Source organism: Pseudomonas sp. NFIX28 (assembly GCF_900107395.1).
Classification (GTDB): domain Bacteria; phylum Pseudomonadota; class Gammaproteobacteria; order Pseudomonadales; family Pseudomonadaceae; genus Aquipseudomonas.
Genome location: NZ_FNPW01000016.1, coordinates 117,626 through 135,295, shown reverse-complemented (window position 1 = coordinate 135,295; position 17,670 = coordinate 117,626). Strand labels below are relative to the sequence as shown.

The 17,670-nt window shown below is 60.4% G+C and carries 18 protein-coding genes; 14 read left to right on the top strand and 4 right to left on the bottom strand.

All coding sequences use genetic code 11. The features are described from left to right. Positions 1-157: 157 nt before the first annotated feature. From BLV20_RS31170 to BLV20_RS25750, 6 genes are all read left to right on the top strand, one after another. On the top strand, positions 158-1,102 hold the full coding sequence (locus tag BLV20_RS31170) for a hypothetical protein (protein ID WP_139192746.1): 945 nt from the start codon (positions 158-160) through the stop codon (positions 1,100-1,102). A 612-nt stretch (positions 1,103-1,714) separates the two neighbouring features. After that, positions 1,715-2,407 (top strand): hypothetical protein, encoded by a 693-nt coding sequence (locus tag BLV20_RS31165; protein ID WP_139192745.1) that lies wholly within the window; start codon positions 1,715-1,717, stop codon positions 2,405-2,407. 14 nt (positions 2,408-2,421) lie between these two features. Continuing rightward, a complete protein-coding gene (locus tag BLV20_RS25765) occupies positions 2,422-2,967 on the top strand; it encodes a hypothetical protein (protein WP_092305237.1) in 546 nt (181 codons plus the stop codon). Positions 2,968-2,995: 28 nt separating this feature from the next. Continuing rightward, a complete protein-coding gene (locus BLV20_RS25760; protein ID WP_092305236.1) occupies positions 2,996-3,640 on the top strand; it encodes a hypothetical protein in 645 nt (214 codons plus the stop codon). A 328-nt stretch (positions 3,641-3,968) separates the two neighbouring features. After that, positions 3,969-4,277 (top strand): hypothetical protein, encoded by a 309-nt coding sequence (locus tag BLV20_RS25755; RefSeq protein ID WP_092305235.1) that lies wholly within the window; start codon positions 3,969-3,971, stop codon positions 4,275-4,277. 167 nt (positions 4,278-4,444) lie between these two features. Continuing rightward, entirely contained in the window at positions 4,445-4,774 is a 330-nt protein-coding gene (locus BLV20_RS25750; protein WP_092305234.1) for a hypothetical protein, read from the top strand. Between the two features lie 95 nt (positions 4,775-4,869). Here the strand turns inward: BLV20_RS25750 and BLV20_RS25745 are convergent, their stop codons facing one another. From BLV20_RS25745 to BLV20_RS25735, 3 genes are all read right to left on the bottom strand, one after another. Beyond that, the gene (locus BLV20_RS25745) at positions 4,870-6,135 is read right to left on the bottom strand and encodes an MFS transporter (protein WP_092305233.1); all 1,266 of its coding nucleotides are present in this window, start codon (positions 6,133-6,135) and stop codon (positions 4,870-4,872) included. 56 nt (positions 6,136-6,191) lie between these two features. After that, positions 6,192-7,262: a sugar phosphate isomerase/epimerase family protein gene (locus tag BLV20_RS25740; protein ID WP_092305232.1), complete on the bottom strand. Its 1,071-nt coding sequence runs from the start codon at positions 7,260-7,262 to the stop codon at positions 6,192-6,194. Between the two features lie 90 nt (positions 7,263-7,352). Continuing rightward, the gene (locus BLV20_RS25735; protein WP_092305231.1) at positions 7,353-8,870 is read right to left on the bottom strand and encodes a MocR-like pyridoxine biosynthesis transcription factor PdxR; all 1,518 of its coding nucleotides are present in this window, start codon (positions 8,868-8,870) and stop codon (positions 7,353-7,355) included. Positions 8,871-9,111: 241 nt separating this feature from the next. On the opposite strand from BLV20_RS25735, the gene BLV20_RS25730 reads away from it, so the two are divergent. The 7 genes from BLV20_RS25730 (at position 9,112) to BLV20_RS25700 (ending at position 15,500) form a co-directional block, all read left to right on the top strand. Beyond that, positions 9,112-10,092 carry a quinone oxidoreductase family protein gene (locus BLV20_RS25730; protein ID WP_092305230.1) on the top strand — a complete coding sequence of 327 codons (981 nt, stop codon included), beginning with the start codon at positions 9,112-9,114 and terminating at the stop codon, positions 10,090-10,092. Between the two features lie 13 nt (positions 10,093-10,105). Further along, entirely contained in the window at positions 10,106-10,954 is an 849-nt protein-coding gene (locus BLV20_RS25725) for a TauD/TfdA dioxygenase family protein (protein WP_092305229.1), read from the top strand. 86 nt (positions 10,955-11,040) lie between these two features. Then, entirely contained in the window at positions 11,041-12,093 is a 1,053-nt protein-coding gene (locus BLV20_RS25720; RefSeq protein WP_092305228.1) for a beta-keto acid cleavage family enzyme, read from the top strand. A gap of 89 nt (positions 12,094-12,182) precedes the next feature. Next, on the top strand, positions 12,183-13,511 hold the full coding sequence (locus BLV20_RS25715) for an MFS transporter (RefSeq protein WP_092305227.1): 1,329 nt from the start codon (positions 12,183-12,185) through the stop codon (positions 13,509-13,511). Next, positions 13,508-14,170, top strand: a complete 663-nt coding sequence (locus tag BLV20_RS25710) for a DsbA family oxidoreductase (RefSeq protein ID WP_092305226.1) — start codon at positions 13,508-13,510, stop codon at positions 14,168-14,170. The genes BLV20_RS25715 and BLV20_RS25710 overlap by 4 nt, the downstream gene beginning before the upstream one ends. After that, entirely contained in the window at positions 14,167-14,493 is a 327-nt protein-coding gene (locus BLV20_RS25705) for a Rieske (2Fe-2S) protein (protein ID WP_092305225.1), read from the top strand. Before BLV20_RS25710 ends, BLV20_RS25705 begins: the two co-directional genes overlap by 4 nt. Beyond that, positions 14,490-15,500 (top strand): YeiH family protein, encoded by a 1,011-nt coding sequence (locus BLV20_RS25700; RefSeq protein WP_092305224.1) that lies wholly within the window; start codon positions 14,490-14,492, stop codon positions 15,498-15,500. The genes BLV20_RS25705 and BLV20_RS25700 overlap by 4 nt, the downstream gene beginning before the upstream one ends. A 150-nt stretch (positions 15,501-15,650) precedes the next feature. Here BLV20_RS25700 and BLV20_RS25695 read toward each other — a convergent pair whose 3' ends face one another. Beyond that, positions 15,651-16,688 (bottom strand): AraC family transcriptional regulator, encoded by a 1,038-nt coding sequence (locus BLV20_RS25695; RefSeq protein WP_092305223.1) that lies wholly within the window; start codon positions 16,686-16,688, stop codon positions 15,651-15,653. 356 nt (positions 16,689-17,044) lie between these two features. On the opposite strand from BLV20_RS25695, the gene BLV20_RS25690 reads away from it, so the two are divergent. Then, positions 17,045-17,611, top strand: coding sequence for an RBBP9/YdeN family alpha/beta hydrolase (locus tag BLV20_RS25690; RefSeq protein WP_092305222.1), 567 nt, complete (start codon positions 17,045-17,047; stop codon positions 17,609-17,611). The last annotated feature ends 59 nt before the right edge of the window (positions 17,612-17,670 follow it).

The window sequence follows — 17,670 nt, the reverse complement described above, 5'->3', positions numbered from 1 at the left end:
GTTGTTTGTTGTTGGCTTTTTGGTGTGTTTCTTGGGTTTTATAAGGCTGAACAAAGAAATATTTTAGGTTGTATGTTTTTTTGGGGGTGTAAGGGTGGTCACGGTTTACCTTAAGAAGGGTGCACTATGTAAGTCGCTGGGTTATGTGTTTTTACTAATGCTCTGGTTTCTGGTTTCAGATAAAACATATGCATATACCCTAAAGACAAGTTATCTCAGTAAGTCCTACTCTGGTTGTTATTTTCGTGATAATGGAAATGGAACCAGTACCGTATCTACGGTAATTGATTATAAGTCTAGAGTTGGGCACACAGGGGGCTCTACTTTTATGAGTAGGGGTATATTGGTTTATTCTTATGATAAGAATGGAAGGCCGATATCTAGTTCAACGCCAGCCACGGCAGTATATATAAATGGGCTAAAAAATGATAACAAATATAGTGGTGAAGATTATATTATGTTCTATAATAGCGCTGGGACGGGGGGATGGGGTAATATAGACGCTTTTTTAGCATCGGTCGAAGTTACTATTAATAATAGCGCTATCACTAATTGGCCCGCGGTCGCTATTCGGGCAGGAAATTATACATATGCGGATGATGTTGGAGAGGCTAAGGGCGCTGTTTATATATCCAGGAGTGGCCCTAAGAATGGTGCTTGCATAATATCTGCCGACCCTGGAAGTCCACCGCCGCTCGATATCTATATCGACGTATCTGCACCGGACTGGAACCTCGGTGAGCTACAGCATGGTTTATCTGACACCCCATTGACCCGTGCAGATCAGATGCTTTGCTTTAGTTATGATGGGGCAAGTGTCAAGAATAAAAAGTTTGTCATTGGTGCAAGAAGTGCCAATGGCGTGGTAAATAACCAGTATCGACTTAAACATCTGTCGGATACTTCCCAGCTAGTACCCTACAGTCTGACATTAGACAGCGGTAGCACGCTTATTAAGTTACCTGGCAGCAACATCGAGCTTCCCCTCGCTGATAGTGGTCGTAGCTGTTTTTCGCCCACATTCAGAACAGAAGTGGGGAAAACAGTAAAGCAAGGGGACTACAACGACGTACTGACCTTTACCGTCACTACGAAGTCTTAGGAAGCTATAGCGATATGAGAAGACAAACCGTCGTGTACCTATTCCTGGCACTGGGATTGTTACCAGCGATGGCGCCGGCAGCCCTGAAGGTCATAGGCAAGACCAGCAGCAAGATAACGGCGCATGGTCAGTGTCGGTTATGGCGTAGTGATCTATCAATTAGGGTCTAGTGATTAGTGATCTTAGCTTAATGGTTGAGTGTGTTTTCAATGTTGTTGGCTTTTTGGTGTGTTTTTTGGATTTTATAAGGCTGAACAGAGAAGTATTTTAGGTTGTGCGCTTTTTGGGGGGATGAGGGTGGTCACATTTTATCTTAAGAAGGGTGCACTATATAAGTCGCTGGGTTATGTGTGCTTACTAATATTCTGCTTTCTGGTTTCAGGTAAAACATATGCATTTGTCCTAAGGACAAGTTATCTCAGTAACTCCTACTCTGGTTGTTATTTTCGTGATAATGGAAATGGAACCAGTACCGTATCTACGGTTATTGATTATAAGCGTGCTATTGGGCATCTGGGTGCTGGATTATTTAAGTCTAGGGGTATATTGGTTTATTCTTATGATAAGAATGGGAGGCTGGTATCTAATTCAACACCAGCCTCGGCGGTATATATGAATGGGAAAAAATATATTGGCAGGTATTCTGGTGAAGGTTATATTATTTTCTATAGTCAAGTTGTGGGGACATCCTGGGTGAATAAGGAGCCCTTTTTAGCATCGGTCGAAGTTACTATTGATAATAGCGCTATCACTAGTTGGCCCGCGGTCGCTATTCGGGCAGGAAATTATACAGATGAGGATGATGTTGGAGAGGCTAAGGGCGCTGTTTATATATCCAGGAGTGGCCCTAATAATGGTTCTTGTATAACAGCTGCCGACCCTGGAAGTCCACCGCCGCTCGATCTTTATATCAACGTATCTGCACCGGACTGGAACCTGGGTGAGCTACAGCACGGTTTATCTGACACCCCATTGACCCGTGCGGATCAGATGCTTTGCTTTAGTTATGATGGGGCAAGTGTCAAGAATAAAAAGTTTGTCATTGGTGCAAACAGTGCCAATGGCGTGGTAAACAACCAGTATCGACTTAAACATCTGTCGGATACTTCCCAGGTAGTACCCTACAGTCTGATATTAGACAGCGGTAGCACGCTTATTAAGTTACCTGGCAGCAACATCGAGCTTCCCCTCGCTGATAGTGGTCGTAGCTGTTTTTCGCCCACATTCAGAACAGAAGTGGGGAAAACAGTGAAGCAAGGCGACTACAACGACGTACTGACCTTTACCGTCACCACGAAGTCTTAGGAAGCTATAGCGATATGAGAAGAAAAAACGTCGTGTGCCTATTCCTGGCACTGGGATTGTTACCAGCGATGGCGCCGGCTGCCGTGAAGGTCATAGGCAAGACCAGCAGCAAGATAACGGCGCATGTCATTCGCCCCAATAATCTGTTTGTGACCGACGATAAAGGTGGCTGGTTCGAACAGGGGCTGGAAATGCAGCAACTTGGTGCTTGGGATACTCCTTACGAAGTGGTTGCACGGCTGCGGGTGGTATCTACCAGCGGATTTTTTCAGGTCCGCCTGGACGAGCCCTTGGAGATACGCAACCAAGCCAACCCCGTGCAGATGTTTCGAATGCCAAAGGTCCAACTCGGGGTCGAGGGCGGGGACCTGAAACCCCTTCTGGTTGGTCAGGGTACCGAATTTGGCAACCCGGCCCCGCCCGCGGAAGGCGAAGACTCTGTCGGTTACTACGGATTGGCCATCTCCGCCTATCCTCCGGATGGCAATTTCAAGAGCACCACCGGAGTTTACAGCGGTGTGCTGTCGCTGACCTTCGAACCGGTGGTGAAGGCGCCTTAGTGATGATGCTTTATAAGGAATAGTGAACATGCGCTTGTCTGTTCTTTCTGCCCTGCTTTTGGTGTCCTACCTCGTTGTTCCTGGGCAGGCTTTTGCACTGATCGATATTTCCCCCAAGGAAATTGTCGTCCAGGACAAACCAACTACCGTCCAGATCATCAATAACGGCGAGCGTCCGGAGTACGTATCCATCACTCTGTCGCGCCTGCTCAACCCCGGGGTGGAGGTGGGCAGTGAACGGTTGGAGCCCATTACGCTGGTGAGCAAACCGATTCTCTACGCTTATCCTTTCCGCATCACGTTGGCTCCCGGGCAAAGCAAGAGCATTACCCTGAAGCCGCTCGAAGAAGTTGTGCGCGAACAGGTGTACCGTCTGGACGTCATACCCATCATCAGCCTGGAAGAGACAGAGCATCGGGCGTCGTCCGGCAACGTATTGATCAACCTCAGCTTCAGTGGCTTGGTCCGCCAGCTACCGAACGTCAAACAGTCCAAGTTGTCTGTAACCTGCGAAAGTTCAGGAGCTCTCCTGACCGCTAATGGAAATGTGCGTTACCCGGTCAAGGACGTTAAGGTGGATGGCTCTACAGTGGATCCCTTTAATGTTTACCCTGGTGAACCAAGACTTTTGCAAGGAAAGTCGATTTCGATTCCTGGTCAGCCTTCTTGTTAAGTGAATTTCTGAAAGTGCTGAACGAACTTACGACTTGAGAGTTGTAACGATGTAGCGACGTGCAACTCGCCCATACCCATCGAATTTTTTCGACCCTGCCACAAGTTTGGCAGGGCGAGCAGCGGCCGACCGAGACAGGCTGATGCTAACGGGGTGACCACACTTGAGCGCCCACTCATCACCCCTCGCAATCGACCTCAGCCGCTGCCAATCAGCCCTCCACCCCCACCCCAGCACCTGCCGTTCGTCCAGCGCCCGGCACTTGCCATGTTTTGTCATTTCTCACGTTTAGAGGCGGACACACCGCGCACTAGAACGGAGAACCAGCATGAAATTTGATGAGGATGTAGCTGGGAGCAAGTCGTACCAGGACTTGTTGAACACGACAGGCAATAAAGCGGGCCGCGATCCTGAGCGCAAGCAGCCTGAAATTCCGTTGCCTGCGGACGATGAGGCGCCTGTCGAACAGGACATGGCCGATGTAGAGGCCAACAACTCGGTGTCGAGCGAGTATCCGCAGGATGGCGGAAGTGGTCGCGTCGACGACCCTGACGTCGACCCACAGCTGAACGAGCAGGACGACGCCAATAAGGAGCCTCGCAACGTGCCTGCAAGTGATCCTGAGTCGGGCGCTTGATACTCGCTGCTTGCCATTGCCCGCTGGTTGGCGGGGGCTTTTTTGTGCCTGGGTGATTCATTCAGATGATCGCTGTCGGTCGCGCTGCACTTCGTTGTGCACGTGGCTGGCCGGTCCATGGTTGCTGATGAGCATCAGCTGAAATACATGGGAAGAGGGGAGAGATCATGGCTTGTCCAATTTGCCAAAACGTAGAAGCGATCGAGGATCTGTCCTTTGGCGGCGGCAAGCGGTTCTACTGCTTGTTGTGCGGTGGTTTTTTCAAGATTTCGTCCACCCTGAACAGGCTTGCAGAGGGCAAGTCGTATGACGTGGAACGCACCAGGGAACGTCTCGAGGCCAAGCGCGAGGCGAAAAAACAAGAACCTCAAGATCCCGATATACCGGGAGACCTGGAGCCGGTGTTAGGTTTCGTCGATAAGGACCTGCTTATCGATACACATTGCGGGTGTCTAGAGGGGGATGCCAAGCGCTCGGTAATCAGCAAAAAACGATAATTTCGTGATTGGCCGCCCAGCATTCCTTCGGGCTGGTTGTGGGCAGTGCAGGAGGAGGCAGGCGCCTGCCTCTTCCTGGTTTAGCGGAGCGCTGTTCAGGCGTGCACCGCAGCTGTTTCGGCGGTCGCGGTGGGTTTTTTCAGCACGGTCTTATACAGCAGGCTCGACACCATGAAGCCAAGGATCGCCAGCACGCTCATCAAGCTGAAGACATAGGTGTAGCCTTGCTGGCCCGGGAAATGATCGAGTATTGCGCCGTAGATGACATAGGCGAACATGCCCGGTGCATAGCCGATCAGGCAGCCAATGCCGAAGGCCGAGCCCGTGATGTGCTGAGGAATGCCGACTTCCCCCATCGGCGCCCAGAACACGCCGCGCATGGAGAACACGATCAGCGCAAAGCCCAGGGTGGCCGCCATGCCGGCGTAGATGAAGCTCGGGCTTTTCGGAACGAGCATGATGAGGCCCATCATCGGCAGCAACGCCAGGAACGCCCATTTCAGATAGCGGCTGGTGCTCTTGAAGTGTTTGTCGGCAATGAAGCCGCCGGCAGGGCCGCCGAGGATCTTCAGGCAGTACTGGTTGATGACGCCGTAGGCGCCCACCAGCGCCACGGGCAGCCCGTACATTTCCTTGAGGTAGGGAATGAAATAGGTCAGGCCGCAATACACGATGTAGACCATGAACACGTTGAGGCTGACCAGCCAGATGCCCGGTACCTTGATGGCCTCGAGCAGGTTCGACATACCGTTCTTCGGCTTGGCGAGCGGTTGCGCGCGGCCGCCCTTGAGCAGGAACCAGGTCAGGGTCCCGGCCAGGATGTCGATGACCGAGTAGAAGAGAATCGCCGCTTTCAGGCCGTTTTCACCGGAGCCCATGGCAATGAACACGCCCAGCGCGGAAAAGGCCACCAGGGTATCGATGACGCCACGTCCGCCTTCCAGGAGCCCGAACAGCCGCCCCTGTTCCTGGTCGTCGCCCAGATTGCGGATGGCTTTGAGCAGCGAAGGCCAGAAGATGCAGTCGGCGCAGAGTGCCAGCAGGCAGAAGATCACCAGCAGATGGCTGAAGGGCGGGAAAGTCGCGAGGTAGAGGCCCAGGCTGCCCGTACCGATCAGGCCGATGGGGATCAGCTTGCGCGTGTCGTAGCGGTCGGCAAGCATGCCGCCCACGACAAACAAGGCGGTGGCGATGATGGCGTTGGCGCTCAGCAGCAAGCCGATTTCAGTGTGGCTCAAGCCCATGAATTGCTGCATGGGGATGTAGAAGGCGTCCTTGAGGTTCGCCAGCTTGTAGATGGTGCCGCCACCGAGGATCAGGATCAGGAATCTGAGCCATTTGGCCTTGTCATGAGTTGTCATTATTGTTCTCCAGGCGTAGTCGGGTAAGCAGCGCCGCTGCCTACTTCAAGTCAGGTTCAGGCGGTCGCGTGGTTATCCAGGGTCAATTCGGCCAGGGTCCGGAACTCGGCCAGCAGGCCTCGCACATAGGCCACCTGGTTGTTTGCCCAGCGGTGTTCGTCGGCCAGCATGCGCTCCAGCGAATAGCCGTCCGGCAGCGCCGTTTCACTCATCTCCCGGTAGGCGATGAACGGGTCGGCGGCCTCGCTGGCCTGGCGGAACGCCGGGGCGACGTAGTGGTTTTCCTGCTCGAGGATGAACGCGATCACTTGTGGGGCCGATTCGCCGAGCATCAGCAATTCGAACAGCATGCGCGCGTTGGGCAGGTCGTCTTCGCTGCTGCCCTGCAATACGCCGTAATGGCCGAAACCGTTGTGCTCCGGGACGATGCGGACACCTTTGAGGTGGGTCTGGCGGATGTGCGGCGCCAGGCCACGGAGTGCCTGCAGCGGCTGTTCGCAGGCGTTGATCATGTTGCCGAAGTCGAACAGGGCGTGCAGCCGCGGGTGGGCGATGCGGTCCAGCAGTTGGGCGATTTCGGTGCTCTTGAGTTCCTCATGCTGCTCGAAATCGAAGAACAGGTCGTGCTCATCCGCCTGCCGCGCGAGGTAATGCAAGTCGGACTCGATAATGTCCATGACCCGCGACAGGGGCCCCTCGTAGCGCGAATAAACACGGATATTGCGCACCCCCAAAACCTTGGCGATGGCGATGGCCTGATCGACATCCGGTTTCAGCGTGCTGCTGATTTCCAGGTGCACGTCCAGCCCGAGCGCCGCGGCTTTGTCGGCGAATGCCTGGAGCTGCTCGCGGGTCATTTGGCTCAGGCTGTTTTCCTCGCCGTCGAGCAGGTGCAGGCTCAGCCCCTGCAGCTCGTGGCGATAGGCGAAGTCCAGCAGGTCGCCAGGGGTCACCCGGCCATGGGTGAGGTTGGTCAGCAAGGGGTAGGCGTGGGCGAACAGGCGCAGCTGCCCGATTCGTTCGAGCAGCTGGCGCGCCAGTGCCGGGGTCAGTGCGGGAGGTGCCTCGGCGGCGACAGCCTTGTGGCTGAGCAAGGCATTGAATCGCTCTTGGATCTTATTGTTCATTGGAGTTGTTCCTGGTTCAGACGCCGGGTCTGCCGGCGCAGCCTTTATCGCGCCAGTCAGGAACTCTCGATAGATCCATTATCAGTTAAATCATAAGACCACTTGCCGGGCCGGCAGGTAGCCCAGCTCGCCCAAGGCCCGGGCCAGCGCCTCGACGCGCTCGCGCGCCTGGTGCTCGGGCGTGCCGGCAAACCCGATCAACAGGGCCGGTGGCAAGGCATGCGCCATGCAATAGTCGCTCAAGGCGTAGGTGTGAATGTTATGCCGGGCCAGTTCCCTGGCTACGGTGCTGTCATCCAGCTGCGGCGGCAGCCAGGCGATCAGGTGCATGCCGGCGTCCACCGGCGTGAAGCTCAGGAAGTCGCCCAGCTGTTGCCGCAGCTGCTCGACCAGCGCCTGCTGGCGCGCCTGGTAAAGCGTGCGCATGCGGCGGACATGCCCGAGAAAATGGCCTTCGCGCATGAAGTCCGCGGTCACCGCCTGGAGCAGGGTGGGCGGGCTGCGATCCATGACCGCGCGCAGGGTGCAGAAGGGTTCGACCAAGGCCTGCGGCAGGATCACGTAGCCCAGGCGCAGCGACGGGAAAAGCGCTTTGCTGAAGGTGCCGACATGGATCACCCGGGCCCACTGGTCCATGGCGTAGAGCGCGGGCAGGGGGCGGCCGTGGTAGCGAAACTCACCGTCGCAGTCGTCCTCGATGACCCAGCTCTGGTTGCGCGCGGCCCAGTCGATCAGTTCCTGGCGTCGCGCATGGCTCATGGTGACGCCCAGCGGGTGCTGGCGAGAGGGCGTGGTGAACACCAGGCGAGCGTCAGGGCACTGCGCCAGGCCTTGCTGGATATCGATGCCCTGGTCGTCGATGCGCAACGGCACCACCACGGCCCCCTGGGCCTGGAGGGCGATTCGCGCAGCGATATGCCCCGGGTCCTCCATCCACACGCTGTCCTGCGGGTTGAGCAACAGCATGCCCAGCAGGTTGAACGCTTGCTGGGCGCCGGAAATGATCACCACCTGCCCGGCATCGCAATCGATGCCGCGGGCATCGAACACGTACTCGGCAATCGCCTGGCGCAAGGCCTGCAACCCTTGCAGTTCGCCATAGCCGAGCATGGCCTTGCTCGGCGTGTGCAGGTGGCGGTTCATTAGCCGCCGCCAGATATGTTGCGGGAAGGTCTCGTACGTGCTGTGGCTGGGCAGGAACGACGTGGGGCTGCCGGGCGCCCAGTCGGCATAGGAAACCCCCTGGAAATGATTGCTGCGCAGCGACAGCATCGACTGGCTCAGGTCGGACAGGCGCGGCGGCTGGCGCTGGGCGTCGGCGTCGGCAAGAACGCGGCCTTCCCATTCGGTGCCGACATAGGTGCCGGCACCGGTGCGCGAGGCCAGGAAGCCTTCGGCGATCAGCTGATCGAAGGCATTGAGGATGGTAATCCGCGACAGCGCCAGCTCCTTGCTCAGGGTCCGGGTCGAGGGCAGGCGAACGCCTCCCTGGATCCGGCCGCCGAGGATCTGTTTGCGAATCTGCAAATAGAGCTGGCGGTACAGGGGAATGGCGTTGGCGCGGTCCAGTTCAATGCTCGACAGCAGCAAACCTGCAGGGGGTTTCATTACATTCTCGTCTGGCGGGAGGTGGGGGCCTGGCCTGAATACCTCCAGGCACGGACATGCGCAAGGTTTTCCGCGGCATCGGCCAAGCCATCCGTCCGCCGACCCCGCTGCCAGGGCCGCTGTCACGAAATGAAAAGCCATTGTCGTCCGATGAGAAGCGGTTCGCCGGACGGCGTCCTACAGTCCAGTCAGCGCAAATTGATGCAGCACGCCAATATCGCAGACTGGAGAATAAGAAAACATGGCCAAAGCCATTCGCTTCCACGAAACCGGCGGTCCCGAAGTCCTTCGCTATGAGGAGGTCGAAGTCGGCGATCCCGGCCCAGGCCAGGTTCGCCTTCGTCACGTGGCGGTCGGCCTGAACTACGCCGACACCTACTTTCGCAACGGCACCTACCCGGTCCCGATGCCCAACGGCATGGGGGTGGAAGCCTCCGGCGTGGTCCAGGCCGTCGGCGCTGGAGTCACCCATGTCCAAGTCGGCGATCGCGTCACCTACACCGGTTTTCTCAACACCCTGGGGGCCTACAGCACCGAACGCCTGATCCCGGCCGCGCCGCTGATCAAGCTGCCGGAAACCATCAGTTTCGAGACCGCCGCGGCCATGACCATGCGCGGCCTGACCTCGGCGTACCTGATGCGGCGCATTTACGCGTTCAAGGCCGGCGACAGCATCCTGCTGCATGCCGCTGCCGGCGGCGTGGGGCTGATCGTTTCGCAATGGGCGCGGCTGCTTGGCCTGACCGTCATCGGCACCGTGTCCACCGAGGGCAAGGCGGAAATCGCCCGCGCCCATGGCTGCGACCATGTCATCAACTACAGCCATGAGGATGTCGCCCAGCGCGTGCGCGAGCTGACGGATGGCGTCGGCGTCAACGTGGTGTTCGACAGCGTCGGCAAGAACACCTTCATGGGTTCGCTGGACTCGCTCAAGCGTCGCGGCCTGATGGTCTGCGTCGGCACGGCATCGGGCCCGGTGCCGCCGCTCGATCCGGTGCTGCTGGCGATGAAAGGCTCGCTGTTCATGACCCGCCCGGCCCTGGCCGACTACATCGCCGAACCGGAGGAAAAAGCCGCGCTGGCGGGCGAGCTGTTCGACCATGTCGGCAGCGGCCGGATCAAGATCGGGATCAACCAGCACTATGCTTTGCAGGATGCCGTCCAGGCCCATCGCGACCTGGAATCGCGCAAGACCACGGGCTCGTCGATTTTCGTCATTTAAGGAGCGGCCAGCCATGAAAGTCGAACAGTTGACCTGCAGCATTGGCGCGGAGCTGGTCGGCGTAAACCTCGCCGACGCGGTCCACGACGATGGTCTTTTTGCCGAAATACGTGCCCAGCTGCTCAGGCACCGAGTGGTGTTTTTGCGCGACCAGCAGCTCAGCCGCGCCGAACACGTGGCTTTTGCCCGGCGTTTCGGCGAGCTGGAGGACCACCCGGTGGTCGGCAGCGACCCGGAGCACCCGGGGCTGGTGCAGATCTACAAGCGCCCGGACCAGCCGATAGATCGCTACGAGAACGCCTGGCACACCGATGCCACCTGGCGTGAAGCGCCGCCGATGGGCTGCGTGCTGCGTTGCGTGGAGTGCCCGCCCGTGGGCGGCGACACCATGTGGGCCAATATGGTGGAGGCCTACGCCCGGTTGCCCGATGACGTGAAGGCCAAGATCGCCGACCTGCGTGCCCGCCACAGCATCGAAGCAAGCTTTGGCGCCGCCATGCCGATCGAAAAACGCCTGGCGCTCAAAGCCCTGTACCCGGACGCCGAACACCCGGTGGTGCGGACCCATCCGGAAACCCTGGAAAAGGTGCTGTTCGTCAACGCCTTTACCACCCACCTGAGCAACTACCACACCGCCGAGCGGGTGCGCTTCGGCCAGGACGCCAACCCCGGCGCGAGCGAGCTGCTGCGCTACCTGATCAGCCAGGCGTACATCCCCGAGTATCAGGTGCGCTGGCGCTGGAAACCCAACAGCGTCGCCATCTGGGACAACCGCAGTACCCAGCATTACGCCGTGATGGATTACCCGCCGTGCCATCGCAAGATGGAGCGTGCCGGGATCATCGGCGACCGGACATTCTGATCCAGCGTTTCTGCATTCGCACTCAATAAACGTCGGCCCGGCATGCCCCCCGGGCGGGCGCACAATCATAAGAACAGGAGTAACTCATGCAATTTTTCGACGATTCCCTGCACCCGGAAAATATGGAAAAAGTGGTGATCACCGTGGCCCCTTACGGTCCCGAGTGGATGCCCGAGGACTTTCCGCAAGATATCCCGCTGACCATGGACGAACAGGTGCAGAAGGCGGTCGATTGCTATGAGGCCGGCGCCACCGTGCTGCACCTGCATGTGCGCGAACTCGACGGCAAGGGCTCCAAGCGCCTGTCCAAATTCAACGAATTGATCGCCGGTGTGCGCGAAGCCGTGCCGGACATGATTATCCAGGTCGGCGGCTCGATTTCCTTCGCCCCCGAAAGCGATGGCGAAGCCGCCAAGTGGCTGTCCGACGACACGCGCCACATGCTCGCGGAACTGACGCCGAAACCGGACCAGGTGACGGTGGCGATCAACACCACCCAGATGAACATCATGGAGCTCCTGTATCCGGAGTACCTGGAAGGCACCTCCCTGGCCAACCCGGCCTATCAGGCCGCCTACAGCGAGATGACCGTGCCGGCCGGCCCGGCCTGGGTCGCCGAGCACTTGCGCCGGTTGACGGCGGCGGGGGTGCAGCCGCATTTCCAGCTGACCGGCATGCACGCGCTGGAAACCCTCGAGCGCCTGGTCCGCAAGGGCGTGTACAAAGGCCCGTTGAACCTGACCTGGATCGGCATCGGCGGCGGTTTCGACGGCCCCAATCCCTTCAACTTCTTCAACTTCATTCACCGCGCGCCGGATGGCTGCACCCTGACCGCCGAATCGCTGCTCAAGAACGTGCTGCCGTTCAACACCATGGCCTTGGCCATGGGCATGCACCCGCGCGTGGGCATCGAAGACACGATCATCGACCACAAGGGCGAGCGTTTCAGCTCGGTGGAACAGGTGCGCCAGACCGTGCGCGTTGCCCATGAGCTGGGGCGCGAGATCGCCACTGGCAAACAGGCCCGCGAGATCTACCGTATTGGCGTGCAATACCAGAGCATCGAGGAAACCCTGCTGGCCAATGGCATGGCGCCCAACCGCCGGGCCGGCCAGAAAGGCGTGCCGCAACGCGGCTGACCGAACGGGCGAGGGGCATGGCCTCTCGCCCGCTGCATTACCGTTAAAGCTCGATAACAACAAATACAACAAAGTTTCGAGGAGGCTGCATGGCCTATCACCCAATCGCCAGCGATGACGACGCCAGCGGCGTCGGCGTTGCGCGCAACTATGCCTGGATCGTGTTCGCGCTGACCTTTGGCCTGTTGATTTCCGACTACATGTCGCGCCAGGTACTCAACGCGGTGTTTCCGATGCTCAAGGGCGAGTGGGCCCTGAGCGACAGCCAGCTGGGCATGCTCAGCGGCATCGTGGCCTTGATGGTCGGGCTGCTGACATTCCCGCTGTCGTTGCTGGCCGACCGCTTCGGCCGGGTCAAGAGCCTGGCCTTGATGGCCTTGTTATGGAGCCTGGCCACGCTGGGCTGCGCGGTAGCGCAGGACTACCAGCAAATGTTCATCGCCCGCTTCATGGTGGGCGTCGGTGAAGCGGCCTATGGCAGCGTCGGCATCGCGGTGGTGATTTCGGTGTTTCCCAAGCACATGCGCGCCACGCTGGCCAGCGCCTTCATGGCCGGCGGCATGTTCGGCTCGGTGCTGGGCATGGCCCTGGGCGGGGCGATTGCCGCCAAGCTGGGCTGGCGCTGGTCGTTTGCCGGCATGGCCCTGTTCGGCCTGCTGCTGGCGCTGCTGTACCCGCTGATCGTCAAGGAAGCGCGGATCGCGCCCCAGCGGGCAGCGCAGCTGGCGAACAAGGCCGCGGCGACCGTCAAGCGGCCGTTGAGCACCCTGTGCTCCAGCCGCTCGGTGATCGCCGCCTATATCGGCAGCGGCTTGCAACTGTTTGTCGGCGGCACCGTGATTGTGTGGATGCCCAGCTACCTCAATCGCTACTACCACATGGCCACGGACAAGGCCGGCGGGGTCGCGGCGATCATCGTGCTGTGCAGCGGGGCGGGGATGATCCTGTGCGGCATGCTCAGCGACCGGCTGTGTCACCACTCGCCGGAACGCAAGGTCGCGCTGGCCATCGCGTTTTGCCTGGGCAGTTGCCTGCTGCTGTCGGCGGCGTTCGCCTGCCCGCCGGGGCCGCTGCAACTGGTGCTGATCGGCTTGGGCATGCTGATCGCGGCCGGCACCACGGGGCCGGCCGGGGCGATGGTTGCCAACCTGACCCACTACTCGGTCCACGGTACGGCGTTTGCCACGCTGACCCTGGCCAACAACCTGCTGGGGCTGGCGCCGGGGCCGTTTATCACCGGCAAGGTGTCCGACATGATCGGCCTGCACGCGGCCTTTCAGCTGGTGCCGCTGGTCAGCATCGGCGCCGCGGCGGTGTTCTTTTACGCCAAGTGCCATTACCCCAAGGACATTGCCCGGTTGGCGGGCGAACGCGACAACGATTCGGTGAGAGAAGCCGTGCTGGAGGAAAAAGTGTGAGTGGTCGTCTACAGATTGACGTGTTTTTCGATTTCATCTGCCCCTGGTGCCTGATCGGCAAGCGCCAGCTGGAGCGCGCGCAGCAGCTGTTGCGCCGCCAGCAGCCGGACGTGCAGATCGTCACCCAGTGGCACGGCGTGCAGTTGCTGCCGCAGCTGCCGGCGACGGGGTTGCCCTTCGCCGAGTTCTATCGCCAGCGCCTGGGCAGTGCCGAGGCGGTGCGGATGCGCCAGGCCCAGGTACGGCAGGCGGCGATGGCCGTGGGGGTGGCCATCGACCTGGAGGGCATCACCACCATGCCCAATACCGCCGATGCCCATCGCCTGTTGGCGCGCGCCGAAGCCTTGGGCGATAGCGCCCGGCGCGATGCGTTGCTCGAGCGTTTGTTCGCCGGCTACTTCCAGCTCGGCGAGAACCTGGGGTGCCCGCAAACCCTGCTGGCCATCGCCAGCGCGTGCGGCTACCCGGCCAGCGAACTGGCGGACTGCCTGACAGGCGACGCCCGTGCCTTTATCGGCAAGGAGCAGGGGGCGTCCCAGGGCGTGCCCGCCTTCCAGTTCAACGCTCGCCTGACGGTGGTCGGCGCGCAGCCCGCCGAGGCGCTGCTGGGCGCCATGGACGAAGCGCTGCGCAGCCAATGCGTGGAGCAGCCGGTATGAGCGTGCGTATCCCGGTGCCCGCCAGCCATTACCCGCCGGCAGGCGGTCGTGCGCTGCTTGCCTGCGAAGATAAAAGCCTGGCGTTGTTCAACGTCGACGGCGAACTGTTCGCCATCGACGACAGTTGCCCGCATCAGGGCGCATCGCTGTATGGCGGGCGCCTGGAGGGCAGGGTGATCCAGTGTTGCGCCCACGGCCTGCGCTTCGACCTGCGCAGCGGTTGCCTGCTCAATTCCAGCCAGGTCAAGGTCGCCAGCTACCCGGTCGAGGTCATCGACGGCCAGGCCTTTATCCTGATCGCTGCCGCGCAGGCGGTGTCATGAGCACCCTGGCGCTTACCCGGCTGCACAGCCGAACGCGTGAGCTGGCGCCGGGGCTGGTGGTCAGCCTGATCGTGGCGGCGGCCGCCTCGTTCCTGTCCGAGCATTACGGCGCGCCGGTGATGCTGTTTGCCCTGCTGCTGGGCATGGCGCTGAACTTCCTGGCCAGCGACGGCGTATGCAAGGCCGGCATCGAGTTCACCGCCCGCACGGTGCTGCGCATCGGCATTGCCCTGCTGGGCATGCGCATCACCCTCGAGCAGATCGCCGCGCTGGGCTGGAAGCCCGTGGTGCTGGTGCTGGTCCTGGTGGTGCTGACAATCGGCGTCTCGGTGGTCGCGGCCAAGGCCCTGGGGTTCCAGCGCTTGTTCGGCATGCTCACCGGCGGCGCCACCGCCATCTGTGGCGCCTCGGCGGCATTGGCGCTGGCGGCGGCGTTGCCCAACCACCCGCAGAAAGAACGGGCCACCTTGTTCACCGTCATCGGCGTCTCGGCGCTGTCGACCACCGCGATGATCCTCTACCCGATGATCGCCAACGGGCTGTCGTTGTCGCCGCAAGTGGCCGGGGTGTTCCTCGGGGCGACCATCCACGATGTCGCCCAGGTGGTCGGCGCCGGCTACAGCATGTCGACCGAGACCGGCGACACGGCCACGGTGGTCAAGTTGCTGCGGGTCGCCATGCTGCTGCCGGTGATCGTCTGTGCGGCGATGGTCACCCGCATGCAGGGCGTCGACACCAGCGGCAAGCGGCCGCCGTTGCTGCCGTGGTTCGCCGTCGGCTTCCTGCTGCTGGCCTGCCTCAACAGCACCGGCTGGGTGGCGCCGGTGGTGCAGGGGGCGGTCAACGACCTGTCGCGCTGGAGCCTGGTGGTGTCCATCAGTGCCCTGGGCATGAAGACTCAGCTCAAGGAGCTGGCGGCGGTTGGCATCAAGCCGATCTTGCTGATGGTGGGCGAGACGGTGTTTCTCGCCGGGCTGGTGCTGCTGGTGCTGCACTGGGGGTGGTAAGGCGGGTGTAAGTGCATGGCAGGTCGCACTGAGTGAATCCTCTCGCAGTGCGGCTTTCGAACCGGTGTCAGTCACTCCGGTTCTTTTTGCGGCGACTGTACCAGCGGTCGCCGTTTTTTTTGCCTGCGCGGCGCGGCAAGCGACGCCGGTTCAGGGGGCGTCCGGGTCCTTGAGGGGTTTGCCCGGGAGCTGCTTCTGGGTGCTGCGCCAGGTGGCGGGCGGCATGCCGAACTGGGTGATGAACCAGCGCGTGAAAGAGCTCGCCATGGAGTAGCCGAGCATGTCGGCAATGCGCCCCAGCGAGTAGTTCGGGTTTTCCAGGTAGCGCAGTACCAGGTCGCGGCGCACGTCGTTGATCAAGTCGTTGAAGGCGCAGCCGTCGTCTTTCAGGCGGCGCTGCAGGGTGCGAACGTTCATGCCCTGGGTCTGGGCGATCTGCTCGATGGTGGCGCGTCCCATCGGCAGCAGCAGGTAGATGGCCTTGCGCACCTCGAACAGCATCGACGGGCCTTCATGGCTGAGCAGCGAGTCGAGATAGCTCTGGGCATAGCGCGCCATGGCCGGGTCGGCATGGGGGTTGGTCATGTCGAGGCTGGCGTCGGAGCAGACGATGCCATTGAATTCGCTGCCGAACTCCAGGTTGCAGTCGAACAGGCGGCGATGCAGCTGCAGGTTGTCCGGCGCCTGGTGCGTGAAGTTGACGCTGTAGGGGTGCCAGTGGGTCCCGAGCAGGGCGGCGCACAGGCGGAACATTACCCCGATGGCCAGCTCGGTGGCTTGGCGGCAGGGCATCGGCGTATCGGTGACCACCTCTTCGCGAATGATCACCATCTTGCCGGCCTCTTCGATGAAGATGGCCAGCGAATCGTTCATCAAGTGGCGGTAATGCACCACGACCTGCAAGGCATCGCGCAGCGTGCGCTGGTGGCTGAGCAGCAAGCTGACCACGCCGAAATCGGAAAGCTGGCGCGACTCGGCCATGCTCAGGCCGAAGCTCTGGCAACCGCTGGCGGCGGCCGATGTCTCCAGCAGGCGCACGGCGGCATCGATGGGAATGCGTTGTTCCGGAGCTTGCAACTGGGCCTTGCTCAGGCCGTGGGCGGCCAATAGATCGCGCGGGTTGAAGCCCAGGTATTGGGTGACTTCCAGGTAGTTGGTCAAGACAGCGGCACGAACAAGCTTGGGCATGCGAAGAGTCTTTTCTGGGCCGATTGGAATGGGCTGGAGCGTGGCGACTATAGCCAGCACATCATGGATTGAACAGTTGGGCGGTGGCCGATGGCGCGCCCTTGGAGCGGCCCGAAATCTTCGCCGTCGCTCAGGCTCGGTTGCCCCTCACCCATTGATTACAGTGACCTTGGGACAACTCGCTGGGTTTTTCGACCGGTGGTCGCGCGGCGCCCAAAGGGCAAAATCTGTCATCAAAAGAAAAGCGCCTGACGTCGAATGAAAAGCGCCCCGGATGGGCGCTCTTTAATGTCGACACTACAAAAAGCTTCTGGCGATACAGCCAGTCGAGTCATCGAGAAGGCGAAGGTGTTGACGTGGATAAACTGCAGACTGCCGCAACCGTTCTGATCGTCCCGGGCCTGCGCGAGCATGTGGCCGAGCATTGGCAAACCTTGCTCGAAGCCAGGTTGAGCAAGGTACGCAGTGTCCCGCCACGGGAAACCGACAAGCTGGACTGCAACGCACGGGTAGAAGCTATCCAGCACGAGCTGGAGCAGATCGACGGGCCGGTCATCCTGGTCGCGCACAGCGCCGGGGTGTTGATGGTCGCGCACTGGGCCGCGCAGTACAGCCGTCCGATCAAGGGCGCGCTGCTGGCGGCGCCGCCGGACCTCGACGCCGACTGGCCGCCAGGCTACCCCTCGGCCCAGACCCTGCGCGCCCAGGGCTGGAACCCGCTACCTCAAGGCCCGCTGCCTTTTCCCAGCCTGGTGATCGCCAGCACCAACGACCACCTCGCCAGCCTCCCGGCCGTCACGCGCATGGCGCACGGCTGGGGGAGCGAACTGCGCAATCTCGGCGCCGTGGGCCATCTCAACCCGGCGGCGGGCTTTGGCCCGTGGCCACACGCCGAAGCACTTATCCAGGAACTGGATCGCTGAATCAGGCGCCGGCTGGCTGCCCGCCATCCGGCAATTTGCCCTCACTCCTGAAAAACGCC